30 protein-coding genes are annotated in these 19,124 nt (G+C 68.9%); 1 reads left to right on the forward strand and 29 read right to left on the reverse strand.

The window, feature by feature from the left end:
• Positions 1-14: 14 nt before the first annotated feature.
• Together ACQEUX_RS23760 and ACQEUX_RS23765 are read right to left on the reverse strand one after the other, a co-directional pair.
• Positions 15-1,694: an ABC-F family ATP-binding cassette domain-containing protein gene (locus tag ACQEUX_RS23760; RefSeq protein ID WP_433052368.1), complete on the reverse strand. Its 1,680-nt coding sequence runs from the start codon at positions 1,692-1,694 to the stop codon at positions 15-17.
• Positions 1,695-1,734: 40 nt separating this feature from the next.
• Positions 1,735-2,340: a class I SAM-dependent methyltransferase gene (locus tag ACQEUX_RS23765; protein WP_433052371.1), complete on the reverse strand. Its 606-nt coding sequence runs from the start codon at positions 2,338-2,340 to the stop codon at positions 1,735-1,737.
• A gap of 103 nt (positions 2,341-2,443) precedes the next feature.
• Between ACQEUX_RS23765 and ACQEUX_RS23770 the strand changes: the two genes are divergently transcribed.
• Positions 2,444-3,508: a hypothetical protein gene (locus ACQEUX_RS23770; protein WP_433052375.1), complete on the forward strand. Its 1,065-nt coding sequence runs from the start codon at positions 2,444-2,446 to the stop codon at positions 3,506-3,508.
• A 19-nt stretch (positions 3,509-3,527) separates the two neighbouring features.
• On the opposite strand, the gene truA is transcribed toward ACQEUX_RS23770, so the two are convergent.
• The 27 genes from truA to rplV all read right to left on the reverse strand — a co-directional run bounded on the left by truA (position 3,528) and on the right by rplV (position 19,086).
• Positions 3,528-4,358 carry a tRNA pseudouridine(38-40) synthase TruA gene (gene truA / locus ACQEUX_RS23775; RefSeq protein WP_433052378.1) on the reverse strand — a complete coding sequence of 277 codons (831 nt, stop codon included), beginning with the start codon at positions 4,356-4,358 and terminating at the stop codon, positions 3,528-3,530.
• A 68-nt stretch (positions 4,359-4,426) separates the two neighbouring features.
• Positions 4,427-4,984 carry a 50S ribosomal protein L17 gene (rplQ, locus tag ACQEUX_RS23780; protein ID WP_433052381.1) on the reverse strand — a complete coding sequence of 186 codons (558 nt, stop codon included), beginning with the start codon at positions 4,982-4,984 and terminating at the stop codon, positions 4,427-4,429.
• 34 nt (positions 4,985-5,018) lie between these two features.
• The gene (locus ACQEUX_RS23785; RefSeq protein WP_007465227.1) at positions 5,019-6,041 is read right to left on the reverse strand and encodes a DNA-directed RNA polymerase subunit alpha; all 1,023 of its coding nucleotides are present in this window, start codon (positions 6,039-6,041) and stop codon (positions 5,019-5,021) included.
• A gap of 98 nt (positions 6,042-6,139) precedes the next feature.
• Positions 6,140-6,766 carry a 30S ribosomal protein S4 gene (gene rpsD / locus ACQEUX_RS23790; protein ID WP_238679500.1) on the reverse strand — a complete coding sequence of 209 codons (627 nt, stop codon included), beginning with the start codon at positions 6,764-6,766 and terminating at the stop codon, positions 6,140-6,142.
• A gap of 13 nt (positions 6,767-6,779) precedes the next feature.
• Positions 6,780-7,187 carry a 30S ribosomal protein S11 gene (rpsK, locus tag ACQEUX_RS23795; protein ID WP_007073011.1) on the reverse strand — a complete coding sequence of 136 codons (408 nt, stop codon included), beginning with the start codon at positions 7,185-7,187 and terminating at the stop codon, positions 6,780-6,782.
• Between the two features lie 87 nt (positions 7,188-7,274).
• On the reverse strand, positions 7,275-7,655 hold the full coding sequence (gene rpsM / locus ACQEUX_RS23800; protein WP_030329917.1) for a 30S ribosomal protein S13: 381 nt from the start codon (positions 7,653-7,655) through the stop codon (positions 7,275-7,277).
• A 266-nt stretch (positions 7,656-7,921) separates the two neighbouring features.
• Positions 7,922-8,035: a 50S ribosomal protein L36 gene (gene rpmJ / locus ACQEUX_RS23805; protein WP_043965539.1), complete on the reverse strand. Its 114-nt coding sequence runs from the start codon at positions 8,033-8,035 to the stop codon at positions 7,922-7,924.
• 91 nt (positions 8,036-8,126) lie between these two features.
• Positions 8,127-8,348, reverse strand: coding sequence for a translation initiation factor IF-1 (infA, locus tag ACQEUX_RS23810; RefSeq protein WP_007073013.1), 222 nt, complete (start codon positions 8,346-8,348; stop codon positions 8,127-8,129).
• A gap of 305 nt (positions 8,349-8,653) precedes the next feature.
• The gene (locus ACQEUX_RS23815; RefSeq protein ID WP_433052388.1) at positions 8,654-9,220 is read right to left on the reverse strand and encodes a DUF1707 SHOCT-like domain-containing protein; all 567 of its coding nucleotides are present in this window, start codon (positions 9,218-9,220) and stop codon (positions 8,654-8,656) included.
• Positions 9,221-9,367: 147 nt separating this feature from the next.
• Entirely contained in the window at positions 9,368-10,219 is an 852-nt protein-coding gene (gene map, locus ACQEUX_RS23820; protein ID WP_433052391.1) for a type I methionyl aminopeptidase, read from the reverse strand.
• A gap of 87 nt (positions 10,220-10,306) precedes the next feature.
• On the reverse strand, positions 10,307-10,960 hold the full coding sequence (locus ACQEUX_RS23825) for an adenylate kinase (protein ID WP_088950228.1): 654 nt from the start codon (positions 10,958-10,960) through the stop codon (positions 10,307-10,309).
• Entirely contained in the window at positions 10,961-12,289 is a 1,329-nt protein-coding gene (secY, locus tag ACQEUX_RS23830; protein ID WP_433052395.1) for a preprotein translocase subunit SecY, read from the reverse strand. It abuts the gene before it with no gap.
• Between the two features lie 233 nt (positions 12,290-12,522).
• Complete coding sequence (gene rplO / locus ACQEUX_RS23835) at positions 12,523-12,966, reverse strand: 50S ribosomal protein L15 (RefSeq protein ID WP_030329906.1); 444 nt, start codon at positions 12,964-12,966, stop codon at positions 12,523-12,525.
• Complete coding sequence (gene rpmD, locus ACQEUX_RS23840; RefSeq protein WP_074314584.1) at positions 12,966-13,148, reverse strand: 50S ribosomal protein L30; 183 nt, start codon at positions 13,146-13,148, stop codon at positions 12,966-12,968. The genes rplO and rpmD overlap by 1 nt, the downstream gene beginning before the upstream one ends.
• Entirely contained in the window at positions 13,148-13,762 is a 615-nt protein-coding gene (rpsE, locus tag ACQEUX_RS23845; RefSeq protein WP_074314587.1) for a 30S ribosomal protein S5, read from the reverse strand. Before rpsE ends, rpmD begins: the two co-directional genes overlap by 1 nt.
• Positions 13,763-13,795: 33 nt before the next feature.
• The gene (gene rplR / locus ACQEUX_RS23850; RefSeq protein ID WP_357080808.1) at positions 13,796-14,185 is read right to left on the reverse strand and encodes a 50S ribosomal protein L18; all 390 of its coding nucleotides are present in this window, start codon (positions 14,183-14,185) and stop codon (positions 13,796-13,798) included.
• Positions 14,182-14,724: a 50S ribosomal protein L6 gene (gene rplF / locus ACQEUX_RS23855; RefSeq protein WP_203174876.1), complete on the reverse strand. Its 543-nt coding sequence runs from the start codon at positions 14,722-14,724 to the stop codon at positions 14,182-14,184. The genes rplR and rplF overlap by 4 nt, the downstream gene beginning before the upstream one ends.
• 16 nt (positions 14,725-14,740) lie before the next feature.
• Positions 14,741-15,148, reverse strand: coding sequence for a 30S ribosomal protein S8 (gene rpsH, locus ACQEUX_RS23860; protein WP_007465270.1), 408 nt, complete (start codon positions 15,146-15,148; stop codon positions 14,741-14,743).
• Positions 15,149-15,264: 116 nt separating this feature from the next.
• Positions 15,265-15,450 carry a type Z 30S ribosomal protein S14 gene (locus ACQEUX_RS23865; protein ID WP_007465272.1) on the reverse strand — a complete coding sequence of 62 codons (186 nt, stop codon included), beginning with the start codon at positions 15,448-15,450 and terminating at the stop codon, positions 15,265-15,267.
• 1 nt (position 15,451) lies between these two features.
• Positions 15,452-16,018 (reverse strand): 50S ribosomal protein L5, encoded by a 567-nt coding sequence (gene rplE / locus ACQEUX_RS23870; protein ID WP_354858655.1) that lies wholly within the window; start codon positions 16,016-16,018, stop codon positions 15,452-15,454.
• Positions 16,018-16,338: a 50S ribosomal protein L24 gene (gene rplX, locus ACQEUX_RS23875; protein ID WP_007465276.1), complete on the reverse strand. Its 321-nt coding sequence runs from the start codon at positions 16,336-16,338 to the stop codon at positions 16,018-16,020. The genes rplE and rplX overlap by 1 nt, the downstream gene beginning before the upstream one ends.
• Positions 16,335-16,703, reverse strand: a complete 369-nt coding sequence (rplN, locus tag ACQEUX_RS23880) for a 50S ribosomal protein L14 (protein ID WP_007073026.1) — start codon at positions 16,701-16,703, stop codon at positions 16,335-16,337. The genes rplX and rplN overlap by 4 nt, the downstream gene beginning before the upstream one ends.
• Before the next feature lie 97 nt (positions 16,704-16,800).
• Positions 16,801-17,079, reverse strand: a complete 279-nt coding sequence (gene rpsQ, locus ACQEUX_RS23885) for a 30S ribosomal protein S17 (protein ID WP_112584814.1) — start codon at positions 17,077-17,079, stop codon at positions 16,801-16,803.
• Positions 17,076-17,312, reverse strand: a complete 237-nt coding sequence (gene rpmC, locus ACQEUX_RS23890; protein WP_007465283.1) for a 50S ribosomal protein L29 — start codon at positions 17,310-17,312, stop codon at positions 17,076-17,078. The genes rpsQ and rpmC overlap by 4 nt, the downstream gene beginning before the upstream one ends.
• On the reverse strand, positions 17,312-17,737 hold the full coding sequence (gene rplP / locus ACQEUX_RS23895) for a 50S ribosomal protein L16 (RefSeq protein WP_007465292.1): 426 nt from the start codon (positions 17,735-17,737) through the stop codon (positions 17,312-17,314). The genes rpmC and rplP overlap by 1 nt, the downstream gene beginning before the upstream one ends.
• A gap of 3 nt (positions 17,738-17,740) precedes the next feature.
• On the reverse strand, positions 17,741-18,628 hold the full coding sequence (rpsC, locus tag ACQEUX_RS23900) for a 30S ribosomal protein S3 (RefSeq protein ID WP_433052406.1): 888 nt from the start codon (positions 18,626-18,628) through the stop codon (positions 17,741-17,743).
• On the reverse strand, positions 18,628-19,086 hold the full coding sequence (rplV, locus tag ACQEUX_RS23905) for a 50S ribosomal protein L22 (RefSeq protein WP_007465297.1): 459 nt from the start codon (positions 19,084-19,086) through the stop codon (positions 18,628-18,630). Before rplV ends, rpsC begins: the two co-directional genes overlap by 1 nt.
• Between the last annotated feature and the right edge of the window lie 38 nt (positions 19,087-19,124).

Raw genomic sequence — 19,124 nt, forward strand, 5'->3', positions numbered from 1 at the left:
TCGCCGGGGACCGGTCAGCCGACGTCCCAGACGGGTTCCGGGGTCTCCACCACCTCGCTGTCGCCACGGAACAGCACGAACCGGTCGAAGGAGCGGGTGAACCAGCGGTCGTGGGTGACCGCGATCACCGTCCCCTCGAACGCGTTCAGGCCCGCTTCGAGGGCCTCCGCGCTGGCCAGGTCGAGGTTGTCGGTGGGCTCGTCGAGCAGCAGCAGGGTCGCCCCGGACAGCTCCAGCAGCAGCACCAGGAAACGAGCCTGCTGCCCGCCGGAGAGCGTGCCGAAGCGCTGGTCACCCTGGTCGGCCAGCTCGTACCGGCTCAGCACCCCCATCGCCGCGTGCCGGTCCATCCCCGTGCGGTGCTCATCACCACGCCAGAGAATCTCCACCAACGTCTTCGACATCAGCTCCGGCCGGTCGTGGGTCTGGGAGAAGTGCCCGGGGCGGACCCGGGCACCGAGCCGGGCCGTGCCGTCGTGCGCCACCGGAGCGAGCGCGCCCGCCCCGTCGACCGGCCCGTTCGCCGGGTCGGGGTCGCTGCCGCCCCGGGCCAGCAGCCGCAGGAAGTGCGACTTGCCGGTGCCGTTGGCACCGAGCACCGCAACCCGGTCGCCGTACCAGATCTCCAGGTCGAAGGGGAAGGTCAGGCCGTCCAGCTCCAGCTGCTCGCAGACGACCGCGCGCTTGCCGGTCCGCCCGCCGCTCAGCCGCATCCGGATGTCCTGGTCCTTCGGCGGTACGGGCGGCGGCCCGGCCTCCTCGAACTTGCGCAGCCGGGTCTGCGCGGCCTGGTAGCGCGAGGCCAGCCCGTCGTTGTACGCGGCCTTCTGCTTGTACATCAGCATCAACTCGCGCAGCTTCTGGTGCTCCTCGTCCCAGCGCCGGCGCAGTTCGTCCAGGCGTGCGTGCCGGGCCACCCGTGCGGAGTGCCAGCTCGCGAAGCCGCCCGGGTGCACCCACGCGCTGCCACCCTCGACGGCGACCACCCGGTCGGCGCTCTGGGCCAGCAACTCGCGGTCGTGCGAGACGTAGAGCACCGACTTGGTCGACTCGCGCAGGCGCGCCTCCAGCCAGCGCTTGCCGGGCACGTCGAGGAAGTTGTCCGGCTCGTCGAGCAGCAGCACCTCGTCCGGGCCGCGCAACAGCAACTCCAACGCGAAGCGCTTCTGCTGGCCGCCGGAGAGGGTACGCACCGGCCGGTCCCGCACGGCGTCCCAGGGCAGGTCGAGCACGATGGTGGCGACGGTGTCGAAGAGCACCTCGGCGTCGTACCCGCCGGCCTCGCCCCAGGCGCCCAGCGCGTCGGCGTACGCCAGCTGGGCCTTGCTCGCGGCGTTGCTGAACTTGCCGTGGGCCTCGGCCGCCCGCATGGCCGCCTCGGTCTCGCCGAGCCGGCGGCCGGCCTCGCGCAGCGACGGCGGCGCCAGCGACAGCGCCAGGTCGGCGAGCGTCGACTCGTCGCCGATCATGCCGATGAACTGGCGCATGACGCCCAGCCCACCGGCCCGCGCGACGGTGCCGGTACGCACCGGCAGGTCGCCGGCGACCATCCGCAGCAGCGTCGTCTTACCCGCGCCGTTCGGCCCGACCAGGGCGACCTTGGCGCCCTCCCCGACCCGGAACGACACGTCGGCGAAGAGTTCCCGACCGTCGGGCAGGATGTGCCCGACCGCTGCCACGTCCACGTATCCCACGCCGGGATCCTGCCCCAGCGAGGGTCAGGGGTACATCCAATTACCGGGTGACCCGCAGCACCCGGAAGCCCTTCTGGCTGGCGTACCGCTCCACCTGCCAGTTCTGCTCGGTGAGCCAGCGCTGCAACGAGTCGCCGCCGAGGTGCCGGGCGACGACCAGCCAGCCGACGCCGTCCGGTGCGAGCCGCGGCAGCCAGCGCAGCAGCAGCTCGTGCAGCTCCTCCTTGCCGATCCGGATGGGTGGGTTGGACCAGAGCTGGGCGAACCGGATGTCTGCCGGCACGTCATCCGGCGCACTGACCCGGACCCGGTCACCGGCACCGATCCGGACCGCGTTGGCGACGGTCAGCTCGCGGGCGCGAGCGTTGACGTCGACGGCCCAGACGGTGCTGGCCGGCGCGACATCGGCCAGTACGCAGCTGATCGGCCCGAACCCACAACCGAGGTCGAGCAGGTCGCCACTGGTGTCGGCGGCGGGCAGCTCGGCCTTACGCAGGAGCACCCCGGTTCCGGGGTCGAGTCGGCTGGCGGAGAAGACCCCGCCGGCCGAGACGAGCCGGTAGTCGCGGTCGGCGACGGAGAACTCGACCTCGCGCGCCGGGGCGTCGCTGGCGGGCTGAGCGGTGAAGTAGTGGTCGCCGGTCACGCCGGCAATTCTCGCACCGGCCCGGGCCGGCCACGACACGGCCCACGCACACATTTACCCGATATTACCCCCTAAAGGGACAATGACTCCTACTCTGGGCGACATGGTGTATCGGTACGAGTCCGATGAGGACGCTTTCGAGGAGTACCCGGAGCCCGGGTCCGACCTGTCGGTGCTCGGCGCCGGTCCGCCGCCGCCGGCCGGGCCCTCTCCGTCACGCTTCCCCACGCCGTCGCTGGCCCGGGCGAATCAGCTCTCGCTGCCGTCGTCGCAGCCACCGCCGGCCCGTACCGAACTTCCGCCCGCCGCGCCCCGCAGCCAGGTGTACACGTCGGCGCAGCCGGCGGAGCCACCTGTCCGGCGCGGTGGCGGGCGGCTGTGGCAGGTGCTGATCGGCGGCGCGGCCGTCCTGGTGCTGCTCGCCCTCTGCGGCCTGGGTGCCGCGGCGCTGCTCATCGACCGCACCCCGCAGCCACAGGCCACCCCGACGTACCAGCCGAACGCCGCCCCGACGTCCGCCGCAGCGGAACGCCTGGCCCTCGACTCCCGGGACACCGACCAGGCCCCACTCACCGCCAAGGAACTCTTCCCCGGCAAGACGTTGAAGCTCACCGACGGCCAGCCGAGCTACCAGGTGCTCAAGACACACTCCAGCGGCAGTTGCGCCGTCGCCGCCACCGGCGAGGTCGCCGACCTGCTGGTCCGGCTCGGCTGCAACCAGGTCGTCCGGGCCACGCTCCGCACACCCGACGGTGACCACCTGGTCACCACCGGCCTGTTCAACCTCACCGACAAGGTGAGCGCGGAGCGAGCCCGCGATCGGATCCGGCAGCTGCTCGACGAGCGGCAGGGCCGCTTCCGTGGCCTCACCGGCGGCGACGGAGACGGCACCGACGTGCTGGCCAGCGCGCCGGCCCGGGTCGGCTGGCAGGTCCGCGGTCACTACCTGGCGTACGCGCTGGTGGTCCGCAAGGACGGGGCGGCGGTCAAGGCGGGTGACACCAAGGTTCGGGAGATCCTGTTCGACATGATCGAGCTGCACCTCAGCCGGGGCGTGCTGCAACAGCGGGCCGACGGTGGCACAGCCGCGCAACCGACGGCGGCGCCGACGGACAACAGCGGGAGCCAGGGCGGCAGCACCGGCGACGAAGATCTGCCGGGCGACTGACCCCGCACACCGTCGGCGGTCAGCCCTCGATCGGGACCCGCAACCGGCGGGTGAGGTCGGCGCGACGCGCGTACTCGGCCGGGTCCGCCGGGTAGCCGACCGCGACCAGGGTCAGCCCGTGTGCGGGGGCCACGGTCACCTCGCTGGACCGAACCTGTCGGGTGAGCAGGCTGCCCGGCCACTCGACCGGGCGGCGGCCGTCCCCGGCCACCAGCATCGCCCCCACCAGGCTGCGCACCATCGCCTGGCAGAACGCGTCGGCCTGCACGGTGGCGACCAGGATGCCGTCCGGGTCGCGACGCCAGTCCAGCCGGGTCACCTCGCGCAGCGTGGTCGCGTTCTCCTTGCGCCGGCAGTACGCGGCGAAGTCGTGCTCCCCGACCAGGCCGGCCGCCGCGGCATTCAGCGCGGTCAGGTCCAGCGGCTTCGGCCAGGCCAGGACCTCGTGCCGGCGCAGCGGCTCGGCACCGAAGGTCGCATCGGTGACCCGGTACTCGTAGCGCCGGAAGGTGGCCGAGAACCGGGCGTCGAAGTCGTTCGGCACCTCGGTCATCGCCCGTACGCGCACGTCGGTGGGGAGCAGACGGGCCAGGCGGCGCACCAGCCGCCCCTCGTGCTGTTGCCACACGTCGGCGGGCAGATCCAGGTGGCAGACCTGCCCGGTGGCGTGCACCCCCGCGTCGGTCCGCCCGGCCACCGTCAGCCCGGTGGCCGTGCCGGCGCCGAGGACCAGGTCCAGGGTCTCGACGAGCACCCCCGCGACGGTGCGCCGCGACGGCTGGGCAGCCCAGCCGGAGAAGCCCGTGCCGTCGTACGAGACGTCCAGCCGCAGCCGGATCCGCTCGTCCACCTCGTACCTCCTGTTACGGGTCGGGCCCGACACCCCGATGGGGTGCCGGGCCCGCACGATGCCCGAGATCAGGCCTTGTTCTCGGTGGCCTCGTCGCTGTCCTCGCGGGCGGCGTCGGTGTCACCGGACGCCGACACCGGCGCCTCGGCGTCCTGGTCCGCCTGAGCCGACTGCGGAGCCTCATCGGCCGGGGCGAGCGCCTCGACCTTGTCCTGCTGCGCGGCCTTGCGGGCGGCGGTCTTCTTGTTCACCTTCGGCTCGGCGACCTGAAGCTCCTCCACCAGCTCGATGATGGCCATCGGCGCGTTGTCACCCTTGCGCGGACCGGTCTTCACGATCCGGGTGTAACCGCCGGGGCGGTTGGAGTACCGGGGCGCGATCTGGTCGAACAGGGCGTAGACCACGTCCTTGTCCTTGACGACACCCAGCACCCGCCGCCGCGAGGCGAGGTCACCGCGCTTGGCCTTGGTGATGAGCTGCTCGGCCAGCGGACGCAGCCGCCGAGCCTTCGTCTCGGTGGTCTGGATCTTGCCGTGCTGGAACAGCGCGGTGGCCAGGTTGGCCAGCATCAGCCGCTCGTGCGAGGGGCTGCCGCCGAGGCGGGGGCCCTTGGTGGGCGTGGGCATTTTTGGTGCTCCTCAGTTGTGGCGGCAGCGCGGACTAGAGCTGCTCGGTCTCGCGGTAGTCGTCGGTGTCGTAGTCGGCCTCGCCGAAGGTGTCCACGACGTGCGCCGGGTCGAAGTTCGGAGCCGAGTCCTTCAGCCCGAGACCCATCCCGGCGAGCTTCATCTTGACCTCGTCGATCGACTTCTGACCGAAGTTGCGAATGTCGAGGAGGTCGGCCTCGGTACGCCCGATGAGCTCACCAACGGAGTTGATGCCCTCGCGCTTGAGGCAGTTGTAGGAGCGGACGGTGAGGTCCAGCTCCTCGATCGGCAGAGCGAGGTCCGCCGCCAGCTGGGCGTCCTGCGGGGACGGCCCGATGTCGATGCCCTCGGCGGTCTCGTCCAGCTCCCGGGCCAGCCCGAACAGCTCCACCAGCGTCGAACCGGCGGAGGCCAGCGCGGTACGCGGGCCCATCGACGGCTTGGTCTCGACGTCGATGATCAGCCGGTCGAAGTCGGTGCGCTGCTCGACACGGGTCGCCTCGACGCGGTAGGTCACCTTCAGCACCGGCGAGTAGATCGAGTCGACCGGGATGCGGCCGATCTCGGCGCCGGACTGCTTGTTCTGCGCCGCCGTCACGTAGCCCCGGCCCCGCTCGACGGTCAGCTCCATGTCGAGCCGGCCCTTGCCGTTGAGGGTGGCGAGCTTGAGGTCCGGGTTGTGCACCGAGACGCCGGCCGGCGGCTGGATGTCGCCCGCGGTCACGTCGCCCGGGCCCTGCTTGCGCAGGTACATGCTGACCGGCTCGTCGTGCTCGGAGCTGACGCACAGCTCCTTGATGTTCATGACGAGCTCGACCACGTCCTCCTTGACACCGGGGATCGTGGTGAACTCGTGCAGCACACCGTCGATCTTGATCGAGGTGACGGCCGCGCCCGGGATCGACGACAGCAGCGTGCGCCGCAGCGAGTTACCCAGGGTGTAGCCGAATCCCGGCTCCAGCGGCTCAATGGCGAACCGCGACCGGGTCTCGTTGATCGACTCCTCGGAGAGGGAGGGTCGCTGGCTGATGAGCATCTTTTCTCTTCTCTTCCGGGACGCCCGCTATTTGACGCCCACGACACAAACTGTTCCGGTGGCCCGCCCCGGAGGGCGGGCCACCGAACGAGCTCGGACTACTTGGAGTAGAGCTCGACGATCAACTGCTCCTGGACCTGCGTGTCGATGACCTGCCGGGCCGGGAGGGAGTGCACGAGCACCTTCATCTGGCTCGGGATGGCCTCAAGCCACGCCGGAACCGTCCTCGAGCCGGCCTGAGCCTGCGCGACGATGAACGGGGTGAGCTCCTTGCTCTTGCCCCGAACCTCGATGATGTCGTGCTCCTTGACGCGGTACGACGGGATGTCGACCTTCTTGCCGTTCACCGTGAAGTGACCGTGCTTGACCAGCTGGCGGGCCATGTCCCGCGAGTGGGCGTAGCCGGCCCGGTAAACGACGTTGTCCAGCCGCGACTCGAGGATCTGCAGGAGGACCTCACCGGTCTTGGCCTGCTTGCCAACGGCTTCCTCGTAGTAACCGCGGAACTGCTTCTCCAGCACGCCGTAGACGCGGCGGGCCTTCTGCTTCTCACGGAGCTGGAGCAGGTACTCCGTCTCCTTGGTGCGGCCGCGGCCGTGCTGCCCGGGCGGGAACGGCCGGGACTCAAACGGGCACTTCGGACCATCGCACTTGCTGCCCTTGAGGAACAGCTTCATCTTCTCCCGCCGGCAACGGCGGCAGTCAGCACCGGTGTAACGAGCCATCTCTCTCTACCTCTCAGACCCGGCGACGCTTCGGCGGACGGCACCCGTTGTGCGGCTGCGGGGTGACGTCGGAGATCTGCCCGACCTCGAGGCCCACGGCCTGCAGCGAACGGATGGCGGTCTCCCGGCCGGAACCGGGGCCCTTGACGAACACGTCGACCTTGCGCATGCCGTGCTCCATGGCGCGACGCGCGGCGGCCTCGGCGGCCAGCTGCGCGGCGAACGGAGTCGACTTGCGGGAGCCCTTGAAGCCCACCTGGCCAGCGGAGGCCCAGGAGATGACCGCACCGGTCGGGTCCGTGATGGACACGATGGTGTTGTTGAACGTGCTCTTGATGTGCGCCTGCCCGTGGGCGACGTTCTTGCGTTCCTTGCGCCGGACCTTCTTGACAGCGGCTCCGGCACGAGCCTTCGGTGGCATAAGTCTGTGCGCTCCTAGTTGACTTTCCGGATTGGGTTGCGGCCTGGCCCACCTCGGCGGCGGCCGACCCCGTCATCCGGTTAAGAACTACTTCTTGCCGGGCTTCTTCTTGCCGGCGACGGTCCGCTTCGGGCCCTTGCGGGTCCGCGCGTTGGTCTTGGTCCGCTGGCCACGCACGGGCAGGCCCCGGCGGTGCCGGATGCCGGCGTAGCAGCCGATCTCAACCTTGCGGCGGATGTCAGCGGCGACCTCGCGGCGCAGGTCGCCTTCAACCTTGTAGTTGCCCTCGATGTGGTCGCGGAGCTGCACGAGCTCCTCGTCCGTGAGGTCCCGAGCGCGCTTGTCCGGCGAGATGCCGGTGGCGGCGAGTGTCTCCAGGGCGCGGGTGCGACCGACCCCGAAGATGTAGGTGAGCGCGATCTCCAACCGCTTCTCGCGGGGGAGATCCACGCCGACTAGACGTGCCATGTGCGGGCGTACTCCTCGTGATGTGTGGCGGAGGTGTGGACCCGTCCCACCCCGCTACCGGCCGTCCCGTCTTTCCGACGCGATGAGCGCCGGCGACCGGGATCGGTCGCTGCCCGAGCGGGCCCCGGCCTCCGACCGGGGGTCAGCCACGCAGAGGTACGTCTCGCGTACCGCTCGCGGCTGGGACGAGCATGTGTGATGTGTGTGTCGCTGGGGATCTACCGGGACCAACGCCACCCGGCCGTGTTCCGGCCGGACTGGCTGAGTCAGCCCTGGCGCTGCTTGTGGCGCGGGTCGCTGCAGATGACCATGACCCGGCCGTGCCGGCGGATAACCCGGCACTTGTTGCAGATCCTCTTGACGCTCGGCTTGACCTTCACGGTTGCCTTACTTCCCATCTGGCCCGGGGACGCGCGAGGCGCGAGACCGGACGTCGAAGACGGACACGGGACTTCCCGGCCGCCGTCAGGACTACTTGTAGCGGTAGACGATGCGCCCGCGGGTCAGGTCGTACGGCGAGAGTTCGACGACGACCCGGTCCTCCGGAAGGATACGGATGTAGTGCTGCCGCATCTTTCCGCTGATGTGAGCCAGCACCTTGTGGCCGTTCGCGAGCTCCACCCGGAACATGGCGTTCGGCAGGGGCTCGATGACCCGACCCTCGATCTCAATGGCTCCGTCTTTTTTCGGCATGTCCTCCGCTGTCCTGACGTCGATTGCTCCGGGCGGCCCACAACGTCTTACACGGGGAACTGACCAAGATCAGAAGCCCGCGCCAGCCGCGGCTCCAGGTCCCACCGAAGCGCAGGGTGGGCATGCCGGAGTGGACGCTGTGCGCCGATCTGAAAGTGTACGCCCGCCTGCAGTCGGTCGCCAAACCGGCCACCCCCCACGCCCTGGCACGTCACCCTCAGCGCCGTTGATCATGAAGTTTTCGTCCCGACACCCCGGCGCCGGAGGCAATAACTTCATGATCATCGGCGCTGGGGCCGGTCAGGTCAGGTAACTGCCGGGGGGTCGTCGGATTCGAGGGCGCGCCGTTCGCGCTTGGCGCGCTTGCGGTCTCGGCGGCGCCGCCGGTCGATCGCCTCGCGCTGGGGCTCTTTCCCGGCCAGTCCCGTGACCGTGCGGACTGCCAGCACCGCACCCCACGGCCCTGCCACCCAGGCCGGCCAGAAGTAGAGCAGATCCTGGCTGAGCAGCGAGGTCACCGCCCAGATGGTCACCACGATGGCGACCACCTTCAGGTACGGCAACCACACCTCGGCCAACCAGCGGGCGGTGACGCCCCCGGCAGGTGCCTGACCGAGCTGGCCACCCAGCGGGCTGACCGCCGGAGCGGCGCCCGAGGCCGGCGCCAGGCCCGACCGCTGGGACGGCGTCACCGGCGGCAGGTCGGCGATCAGGGCCTCAAGATCGGCGTAGGTGCGCGCCGCGTAGGCCCGCTGCAACCGCTCGTCGTACTCATACAGGTCCAACCGGCCCTCGTCGAGCGCGACCCGTAACCGGTCAGCCACCGCCGCACGGTCCGCGTCCGCGGCTCGCATCCCGTCCTGCCCGTCCATGCCGGCAAGCATGCCACCGCCACGCCAGTCCCGCCGGACCCGCCAACCTCGGTCGATCATGAAGTTGTTGCCCGGTCCAGCGGCGTTTCATGGCAATAACTTCATGATCAACGGGCTTGGTGGGGTGGGGCCGGGGTGGGGCCGGGGTTAGGGGGTCTTGGAGGTTGCGGGTTGGCTTGCGGTGACGAGGTCGCCCAGGCGGGCCCGGCCCCCGTCGAACGCGGTGAGCACCCAGACGCCGTCCGGCAGCAGAGCCATCGAGTGCTCGACATGCGCGGCCACCGAGCCGTCCCGGGTGACCACCGTCCAGCCGTCGGCCAGCTCGACCGTACGCGGGGACGCCATCGTGATCATGGGCTCGATGGCCAACGCCATGCCGGGAACCAGCCGTGGGCCCTTGCCCGGCCGGCCGTGGTTGAGCACGTGCGGGTCCTGGTGCATCTCGGTGCCGATGCCGTGCCCGCCGTAGCCGTCGACGATGCCGTACCGGCCGCCCTTACGGACGGCGGTCTCCACCGCGTGCGAGATGTCGGTGAGTCGGCCCTTGCCGCTGGCCGCGCCGCGTGCGGCGGCGGCGATGCCGGCCCACATCGCGTCTTCGGCGACCTCGGCCATCTTCAGCAGCGCCGGGTCGACGTCGCCGACCCCGACGGTGATCGCGGCGTCGCCGTGCCACCCGTCCAGCACCGCACCGCAGTCGATGGAGATCAGATCACCGGCCTGGAGCACCTGCGCAGGCGACGGGATGGCGTGCACGATCTGCTCGTTGACCGAGGAGCAGATCGACGCCGGGAAACCGTGGTAGCCCTTGAACGACGGAACGCCACCCGCCTCGCGGATGGTCGACTCGGCAATGGCGTCCAGATCGGCGGTGCTCACCCCGGGGGCGACCGCCTCCCGCATCCGACGAAGCGCCTCGGCCACCACCAGCCCGGCGGACCGCATCTTCTCGATCTGGTCAGGGGTCTTCAGCTGGATGTCCAGCTGGGGACGACGCATGGAGCGATTACCTTTCGTTGCCGAACAGCGGGGCACGTTGTGCGTACCCCGCTGTTCGCACTCTATCCGCCGTGGCCCGGCCGGACCTCAGCCGCCGTACGACCGCAGCGCGTCGATGGCCCGGGTGGTGACGTCCTCCACCGGCCCGGTGGCGTCGATCCCGACCAACTTGCCCTGAGCGCCGTAGTAGTCGACCAGGGGTGCGGTCTTCTCGCTGTACTCACGAAGCCGGGTGGCGATCGTCTCCGGCTTGTCGTCGTCGCGCTGGAACAGCTCGGCGCCGCACCGGTCGCAGATGCCGGGTCGGGTGGTGGCGTCGAACTCGACGTGCCAGATCTTGCCGCAACCCCGGCAGGTACGCCGACCGGAGAGACGCCGGATGACCTCGTCGTCGTCGACCACCAACTCCAGGACCAGATCCAGGGCGGTGCCCAGATCGGCGAGGAGCTTGTCCAGTGCGGCAGCCTGCGGAGTGGTCCGCGGGAAACCGTCGAGCAGGAAACCCTCGCTGGCGTCGGGCTCGGCCAGCCGGTCCCGGACCATGTTGATGGTGACCTCGTCCGGAACCAGCTCGCCCGCGTCCATGTACCGCTTCGCCTCGACACCGAGCGGCGTGCCCTGGGTGACGTTCGACCGGAAAATGTCCCCGGTCGAGATCTTGGGCACCGACAGGTGCGCGGCGATGAACTCGGCCTGCGTGCCCTTGCCCGCGCCCGGCGGGCCAACCAGAACGAGTCTCATCTACCGCAGGAACCCTTCGTAGTTCCGCTGCATGAGTTGGCTCTCGATCTGCTTCACGGTCTCCAGACCGACGCCGACCATGATGAGCACAGCGGTGCCGCCGAACGGGAAGTTCTGGTACTGCTGGTTGTCCAGCCAGATGAAGAAGAAGTTCGGCAGGATCGAGATGACGCCGAGGTAGAGCGCGCCCGGCAGCGTGATCCGGCTGAGGATGAAGTCCAGGTAGTCGGCCGTCGGCTTGCCCGGACGGATGCCCGGCACGAACCCGCCGTACTTCTTCATGTTGTCCGCGACCTCGGTCGGGTTGAACGTGATCGAGACGTAGAAGTACGTGAAGAAGATGATCAGCAGGAAGTAGACCGAGATGTAGATCGGGCTGCTCGGGTTGACCAGGTTGTTCTGGATCCACGCCTGGGTCTTGCCGGGGTCGGTCTGGTCGAAGAACTGCAGAGCCAACTGCGGCAGGTAGAGCAGCGACGAACCGAAGATGACCGGGATCACACCCGCCTGGTTGACCTTCAACGGGATGTAGGTCGAGGTGCCGCCGTACATCCGCCGGCCGATCATCCGCTTGGCGTACTGCACCGGGATCCGGCGCTGCGCCTGCTCGATGAACGTGACCGCAGTGATGACCAACAGGACCAGCGCGATGACCAGGCCGAACATGCCCCAGCCCTTGCTGGTCTTGATCTGCCAACCCTCGCTGGGGAGCCGAGCCGCGATCGAGGTGAAGATCAGGACAGACATGCCGTTGCCGACACCCCGGTCGGTGATCAGCTCACCGAGCCACATGACCATGCCGGTGCCGGCGGTCATCGTCATCACCAGGATGGCCAGGGTCAGCCAGTCCGGGATGCCGGTGCCGGTGGGGATGATCGGGAACTGGTCGCAACGGTTCTGGAAGAGCTGCCCGGAGCGGGCCAGGGCCACGAACGCCGAGGCCTGCAGCACACCGAGACCGAGGGTCAGGTAGCGGGTGTACTGGGTGATCTTCGCCTGGCCGGCCTGGCCCTCCTTGCGGAGCTGCTCGAGGCGCGGGATCACGACGGTCAGCAGCTGCAAGATGATCGACGCGGTGATGTAGGGCATGATGCCCAGCGCGAAGACCGAGAGCTGTAGCAGCGCTCCACCCGAGAACAGGTTGAGCAGGTTGAGGACGCCCGTCGTCTCACCCTGGAGGGTGTCGAGGCACTTCTGCACGTTGCCGTACGAGACGCCCGGACTGGGGAGCGTCGCACCCAGCCGGTAGACCGCGATGATGCCTACTGTGAACAGCAGCTTCTTGCGCAGGTCAGGCGTACGGAACGCACTGAGAAAGGCGGACAGCAACTTCTTCCTCCTGCGCGAGGCGGGCCGCCGGTGATCCCTGGCGGGTGGGGGTGGACCACGGGCGAGCGCCCGCAATCCATGACTGGGAAGGGACTCTAACAGCCCCACCCCGGTCCGGGCAGATGCGCCCGACTACATAAATCGATTCCGATATTACCGGGCGCTCAGGGCCCATGTAGACCATGGCGCCCGCCAGTTGCTCACAACTGGACGGGCGCCATGGGTGGTACGCCTTACAGCTCGGTGACGGAGCCACCGGCGGCGGCGATCTTCTCCTTGGCCGACGCACTGAACGCGTGCGCCGACACCTGGAGCGCCACTCCGCCGAGGTCCCCGGTGCCGAGGACCTTGACCGGGTGACCCTTGCGGACCGCGCCGGACTCGACCAGCTCCAGCGGGCCGACCTGGCCACCGTTCGGGAACAGCTCAGCGAGTCGGTCCAGGTTGACCACCTGGAAGACCACCTTGAACTTGTTCTTGAAGCCCTTCATCTTCGGCAGGCGCATGTGGATGGGCATCTGCCCACCCTCGAACGCCGCCGAGATGTTCTTGCGGGCCTTGGAACCCTTGGTACCGCGACCAGCGGTCTTGCCCTTGGAACCCTCACCACGACCCACGCGGGTCTTCGCGGTCTTGGAACCGGGCGCCGGGCGCAGGTGGTGCACCTTGATCGTCATTACTCGACCTCCTCGACCTTCACGAGGTGGTTCACAGTGAAGATCATGCCGCGGATCTCGGGCCGGTCCTCCTTGACCACCACGTCGTTGATCCGCTTGAGACCGAGCGAACGCAGCGAATCACGCTGGTTCTGCTTGGTCCCGATACCGGACCGGACCTGGGTGACCTTCAGACGTGCCATCAGTGCGCCACCCCCGCACGCGACGCCAGCATGGCGGCCGGCGCGACGTCCTCCACCGGCAGGCCACGACGCGCCGCGACCTGCTCGGGGGACTCAAGCCCCTTCAGGGCCGCCACGGTGGCGTGCACGATGTTGATCGGGTTCGACGAGCCGAGGCTCTTGGAGAGCACGTCGTGGATCCCGGCGCACTCCAGCACGGCGCGCACCGGACCGCCGGCGATGACACCCGTACCGGCCGAGGCCGGCTTGAGCAGCACCACACCAGCGGCGTCCTCACCCGTCACCGGGTGCGGGATCGACTGACCGATCCGCGGGACCTTGAAGAAGTGCTTCTTGGCCTCCTCGACACCCTTGGCGATGGCCGCGGGCACCTCCTTGGCCTTTCCGTAGCCCACGCCGACCGTGCCGTCGCCGTCGCCCACGATCACCAGGGCGGTGAAGCTGAAGCGACGACCACCCTTCACGACCTTGGCGACGCGGTTGATCGCGACGACCCGCTCAAGGTGCGGGGTCTTCTCGACGGGCGCGTTTCCGCGGCCGCCCTCACGGCGGTTGTCGCGGCGACCACCCTCGTTGCCACCGGACCCGCCGCCACGGCGCTGTTGACCTGGCATCAGCAGCCTTCCTTATCTCTCGTGACGGGGTTGTTAGAACTCGAGCCCGGCTTCGCGGGCGGCGTCGGCAAGCGCGGCGACTCGCCCCGCGTACCGGTTACCACCGCGGTCGAAGACGACCTTGGAGACGCCGGCGGCCTTGGCCCGCTCGGCGAGCAGCGCGCCCACCTTGCCAGCCAGGGCGCTCTTGTCGCCCTCCGTACCGCGCAGCGAGGCGTCCAGGGTCGACGCCGACGCCAGGGTGTGACCCTTGGTGTCGTCGACGATCTGGGCGACCATGTGCCGCAGCGAACGGGTGACGACCAGGCGCGGACGCTCGGACGTACCGCTGACGTTCTTGCGGACGCGGAAGTGCCGACGCGCACGCCCAACGGCGCGCTTGGCGGCAACGCCGCGGCGGCGCTTGAGCAGCGTGGCGCTCACTTCTTACCTGCCTTTCCGGCCTTGCGGCGGATGACCTCGCCCTGGTACTTGACACCCTTGCCCTTGTAGGGCTCCGGCGGGCGGATCTTCCGGATGTTGGCGGCGACCTCACCGACCTGCTGCTTGTCGATGCCAGCCACGTGGAACAGGGTCGGCCGCTCCACCGTGAAGGTGATGCCCGCCGGAGCGGCGACGACCACCGGGTGCGAGAACCCGAGCGCGAACTCGAGGTCCGAACCCTTGGCGGTGACCCGGTAACCGGTGCCGGCGATCTCCAGGCTCTTGCGGTAGCCCTCGGTGACCCCGACGATCATGTTCGCAACCAGCGTACGGCTCAGGCCGTGGAGTTCCTTGGCCTTGCGCTCGTCGTTCGGCCGGTTGACGCTCAGCTGCCCATCCTCGGCCCGCTCGATCGTGATCGGCTCGGCGAGGGTGTGCTGGAGCTGGCCCTTGGGGCCCTTGACCTTGACGGTCTGCCCGTCGATCGTGATGTCGACGCCGGCTGGTACCGGGATCGACTTACGTCCAATTCGCGACATTTCTACCTGTCTCCCGTTACCAGACGAAGGCGAGGACTTCCCCGCCAACACTCCGCTTGCGGGCCTGCCGGTCGGTCAGCAGCCCCTGGGACGTCGAAATGATCGCCACGCCCAGCCCACCGAGCACCCGCGGGAGCCCGTCCGACTTGGCGTACACCCGGAGACCGGGCTTGGACACGCGCTTGATGCCGGCCAGGCTCCGCTCGCGGTTCTGGCCGTACTTCAGCTCGACGACCAGTCGCTTGCCGACGGCGCCCTCCTCGGGCTCCTCGACCGACCAGGTGGCGATGTAACCCTCGGCCTTCAGGACCTCGGCAATGTTCGCCTTGATCTTGGAGTAGGGCATCTTCACCTGATCGTGGTACGCCTGGTTGGCGTTACGCAGACGCGTGAGCATGTCTGCGATCGGGTCGGTCATCGTCATGGATTTCGTCAGCCTTTCTCGCCGGGGTTCCCGGGGCATCAGCCCCGGGCCTACGGCGAAGAGCAATACCTAATCGGTGCAGGAGTTCCCGGCCGACGGCCGGGACGCGGTCGCCCTTACCAGGAAGCCTTGGACACGCCCGGCAGCTCACCGCGGTGAGCCATCTCCCGGATGCAGACCCGGCAGAGCCCGAACTTGCGGTAGACCGCCTTCGGACGCCCGCACCGCTGGCAGCGGGTGTACGCGCGAACCGAGAACTTCGGCTTCGCGGCCGCCTTGATGATCAGCGCCTTCTTGGCCATCTCAGTTCTCCTTGAACGGGAAGCCCAGGAGCTTGAGCAGCGCCCGGCCCTCGTCGTCGGTCGTGGCGGTCGTGACCACCGTGATGTCCATGCCCCGCTGGCGATCGATCCGGTCCTGGTCGATCTCGTGGAACACCGACTGCTCGGTCAGACCGAACGTGTAGTTGCCGTGCCCGTCCAGCTTGCGCCCGTCCAGACCGCGGAAGTCGCGGATACGCGGCAGCGAGATGGACAGCAGCCGGTCCAGGAACTCCCACATCCGGTCGCCGCGAAGGGTCACCTTCGCACCGATCGGCATGCCCTCGCGGAGCTTGAACTGCGCGATGGACTTGGTCGCCCGCCGCACCTGCGGCTTCTGGCCGGTGATCGTGGCGAGGTCGCGGACCGCGCCGTCGATCAGCTTGGCGTCGCGAGCAGCCTCGCCGACACCCATGTTGACGACGATCTTGACCAGCCGCGGCACCTGCATGGGGTTGCCGTAGCTGTTCTGCTCACGCAGCTGGGCCACGATCTCGTTGCGGTACCGCTCCTTGAGGCGCGGCATGGTCTTTTCGGTAGCCGTGGTCATCACAGGTCCTTACCGGTGCTACGCGCGATGCGGACCTTCTGGCCGTTGTCGTCGATCCGGTAACCGACGCGGGTCGGCTTGCCGTCGGAGTCCAGGACCTGCACGTTCGAGACGTGGATCGGGGCCTCCTGGGTGACGATGCCGCCGGTCTTGGCGCCACGCTGGGTGGTGCTGATGCGGGTGTGCTTCTTGACCCGGTTCACGCCCTCGACCAGGACCTTGTCCTGCCGCGGGTAGGCCGCGATGACCTTGCCCTTGGCACCCTTGTCCTTGCCGGCGATGACGACGACCGTGTCGCCCTTCTTGACCTTCACGGTCACAACACCTCCGGCGCGAGGGAAATGATCTTCATGAACCGCTTGTCCCGCAGCTCCCGGCCCACCGGGCCGAAGATGCGGGTACCGCGCGGGTCCCCACCGTCCTTGATGATGACGGCGGCGTTCTCGTCGAAGCGGATGTACGAGCCGTCCGGCCGCCGCTTCTCCTTGGCCGTGCGAACGACGACCGCCTTGACGACGTCGCCCTTCTTCACACCGGCACCCGGGATCGCGTCCTTGACCGTGGCCACAATGACGTCGCCGATGCTCGCGTAGCGCCGACCGGAGCCACCGAGAACCCGGATGCACAGGATCTCCCGAGCACCCGTGTTGTCGGCGACGCGCAGTCGCGACTCCTGCTGAATCACGTCTATCTCCTATGTCTGCCGGTTCTCCGGCCGCCGGAGCGGCCGGAGCCTGGCGGAACCTACGCCCGACGCAACGCCGGGCGAGCTCGAGCCTTCGCTACTTGGCCTTTTCCAGGATCTCCACGATCCGCCAACGCTTGGTGGCGCTCAGCGGCCGGGTCTCCATGATCAGGACCCGGTCGCCGGTGCCAGCGGCGTTCTGCTCGTCGTGCACCTTCAGCTTGCTCGTACGGCGCATGATCTTGCCGTACAGAGCGTGCCGAACCCGGTCCTCGACCTCGACCACGACGGTCTTGTCCATCTTGTCGCTGACCACCAGGCCCTCACGGACCTTGCGGCGGGACCGCGCGGTGGCGGTGGCGGTGTCTTCGGTCATGATGCAGTCACCTCAGTCGGCGCGGCCGAGAGCCCCAGCTCGCGCTCGCGCATGATCGTGTAGATCCGGGCGATCTCCCGACGGATGACCTGCAACCGCCGGTTGTTGTCCAGCTGCCCGGTTGCGGCCTGCACGCGGAGGTTGAACAGCTCCGCCTTGGCCTCCCGCAGCTTCGTGACCAGCTCCTCCTCGGAGAGCTCACGCAGCTCGGTCGCCTTAACGCCCGCTGCCATCAGGATTCACCCACTTCGCGCGTAACAATGCGGCACTTCATCGGGAGCTTGTGGATCGCGCGACGCATGGCCTCTCGCGCGATCTGCTCGTTGGGGAAGGACATCTCGAAGAGAACCCGCCCCGGCTTGACGTTGGCGACCCACCACTCGGGCGAACCCTTACCGGAACCCATCCGGGTCTCGGCAGGCTTCTTGGTGAGGGCCTGGTCCGGGAAGATCGTGATCCAGACCTTGCCACCACGCTTGATGTGGCGAGTCATCGCGATACGCGCCGACTCGATCTGCCGGTTGGTCACGTACGCCGGCTCGAGAGCCTGGATCCCGAACTCGCCGAACACCACCCGGTTACCACCCTTGGACGCGCCACTGCGGTCCGGGTGGTGCGGCTTGCGGAAGCCCTTCGGGGGCTTGCGCGGCATCAGCATCTGTCAGCCCTCCTGCTGCGTTTCTGCCGGCTGAGTCGCGGCCGGAGCAGACGCCGTGGCGGCGACAGCACCGGTGTCCACGGGCTCGCCGCTCGGCGTCTCGGCCTGCTGCGCGATGGTGGTCGCAGCAGCCCGACCGGCCTCGGTGCCACCAGCCGTGGTGCCGGACGAACCCGACCGGCCACGGCGCGGACGCTCGGGACGGTCGCCGCGCTCACCACGACGCGGGCGGGACGGACCGGCCTCGGCCGGAGCCTCCCGGCCCGGGACGGCGTCGCCCTTGTAGATCCAGACCTTCACACCGATCCGGCCGAACGTCGTACGGGCCTCGAAGAAGCCGTACTCGATGTTGGCCCGCAGCGTGTGCAGCGGAACCCGGCCCTCACGGTAGAACTCGGTCCGGCTCATCTCGGCGCCGCCGAGGCGACCCGAGACCTGAACCCGGATGCCCTTGCAGACCGGGTTCTTCATCGCCGACTGCATGGCCTTGCGCATCGCCCGACGGAAGCTGACCCGGCTGGACAGCTGCTCGGCCACGCCCTGCGCGACCAGCTGAGCGTCCGACTCGGGGTTCTTCACCTCGATGATGTTCAGCTGAACCTGCTTGCCGGTGAGCTTCTCCAGCTCGCCGCGGATCCGGTCGGCCTCCGCACCCTTACGGCCGATGACGATGCCCGGCCGGGCGGTGTGGATGTCGACCCGAACCCGGTCGCGGGTGCGCTCGATGTCGACCTTGGAAATCCCGGCACGCTCGAGGCCCTTGGACATCATGCGGCGGATCTTGACATCCTCGCCGATGTAGTCCTTGTAGAGCTTGTCCGCGAACCAGCGGGACTTCCAGTCGGTCGAGATGCCGAGCCGGAACCCAGTGGGGTGAACCTTCTGACCCATTACTCGGCGTCCTCCGTCTTGCTCTGCGCTTCGGCCGGTGCGGCCTCCGTGGCCGGGGCGGCCTTCTTCGCCGCGGCCTTCCTCGGCGCTGCCGGCGCGACCGCTTCGACCGCCACGGTGATGTGGCAGGTGCGCTTGCGGATTCGGTACGCCCGACCCTGCGCCCGCGGCTGGAACCGCTTCATCGTCGGGCCCTCGTCCACGAAGGCCTCGCTGACGAGCAGCGCGTCGGGGTCCAGCCGCTCGTTGTTCTCCGCGTTGGCGATCGCGCTAGCGAGCACCTTGTACACCTGCTCGCTCGCAGCCTGCGGCGCGAACTGCAGCACCGTGAGCGCCTCCTTCGCGGGCAGGCCGCGGACGAGGTTGACCACCCGGCGCGCCTTCATCGGCGAGATGCGCACGTGCCGCGCAACCGCCCGCGCGCCCGGAAGCACCGGAGCGTCGCCCTTTCCTGGCATCGCTGTAACCCCTTGTTCCCTCTATCCGTATGCCCGCG

This window comes from Micromonospora sp. CA-259024 (genome assembly GCF_050936255.1).
Lineage (GTDB): Bacteria > Actinomycetota > Actinomycetes > Mycobacteriales > Micromonosporaceae > Micromonospora.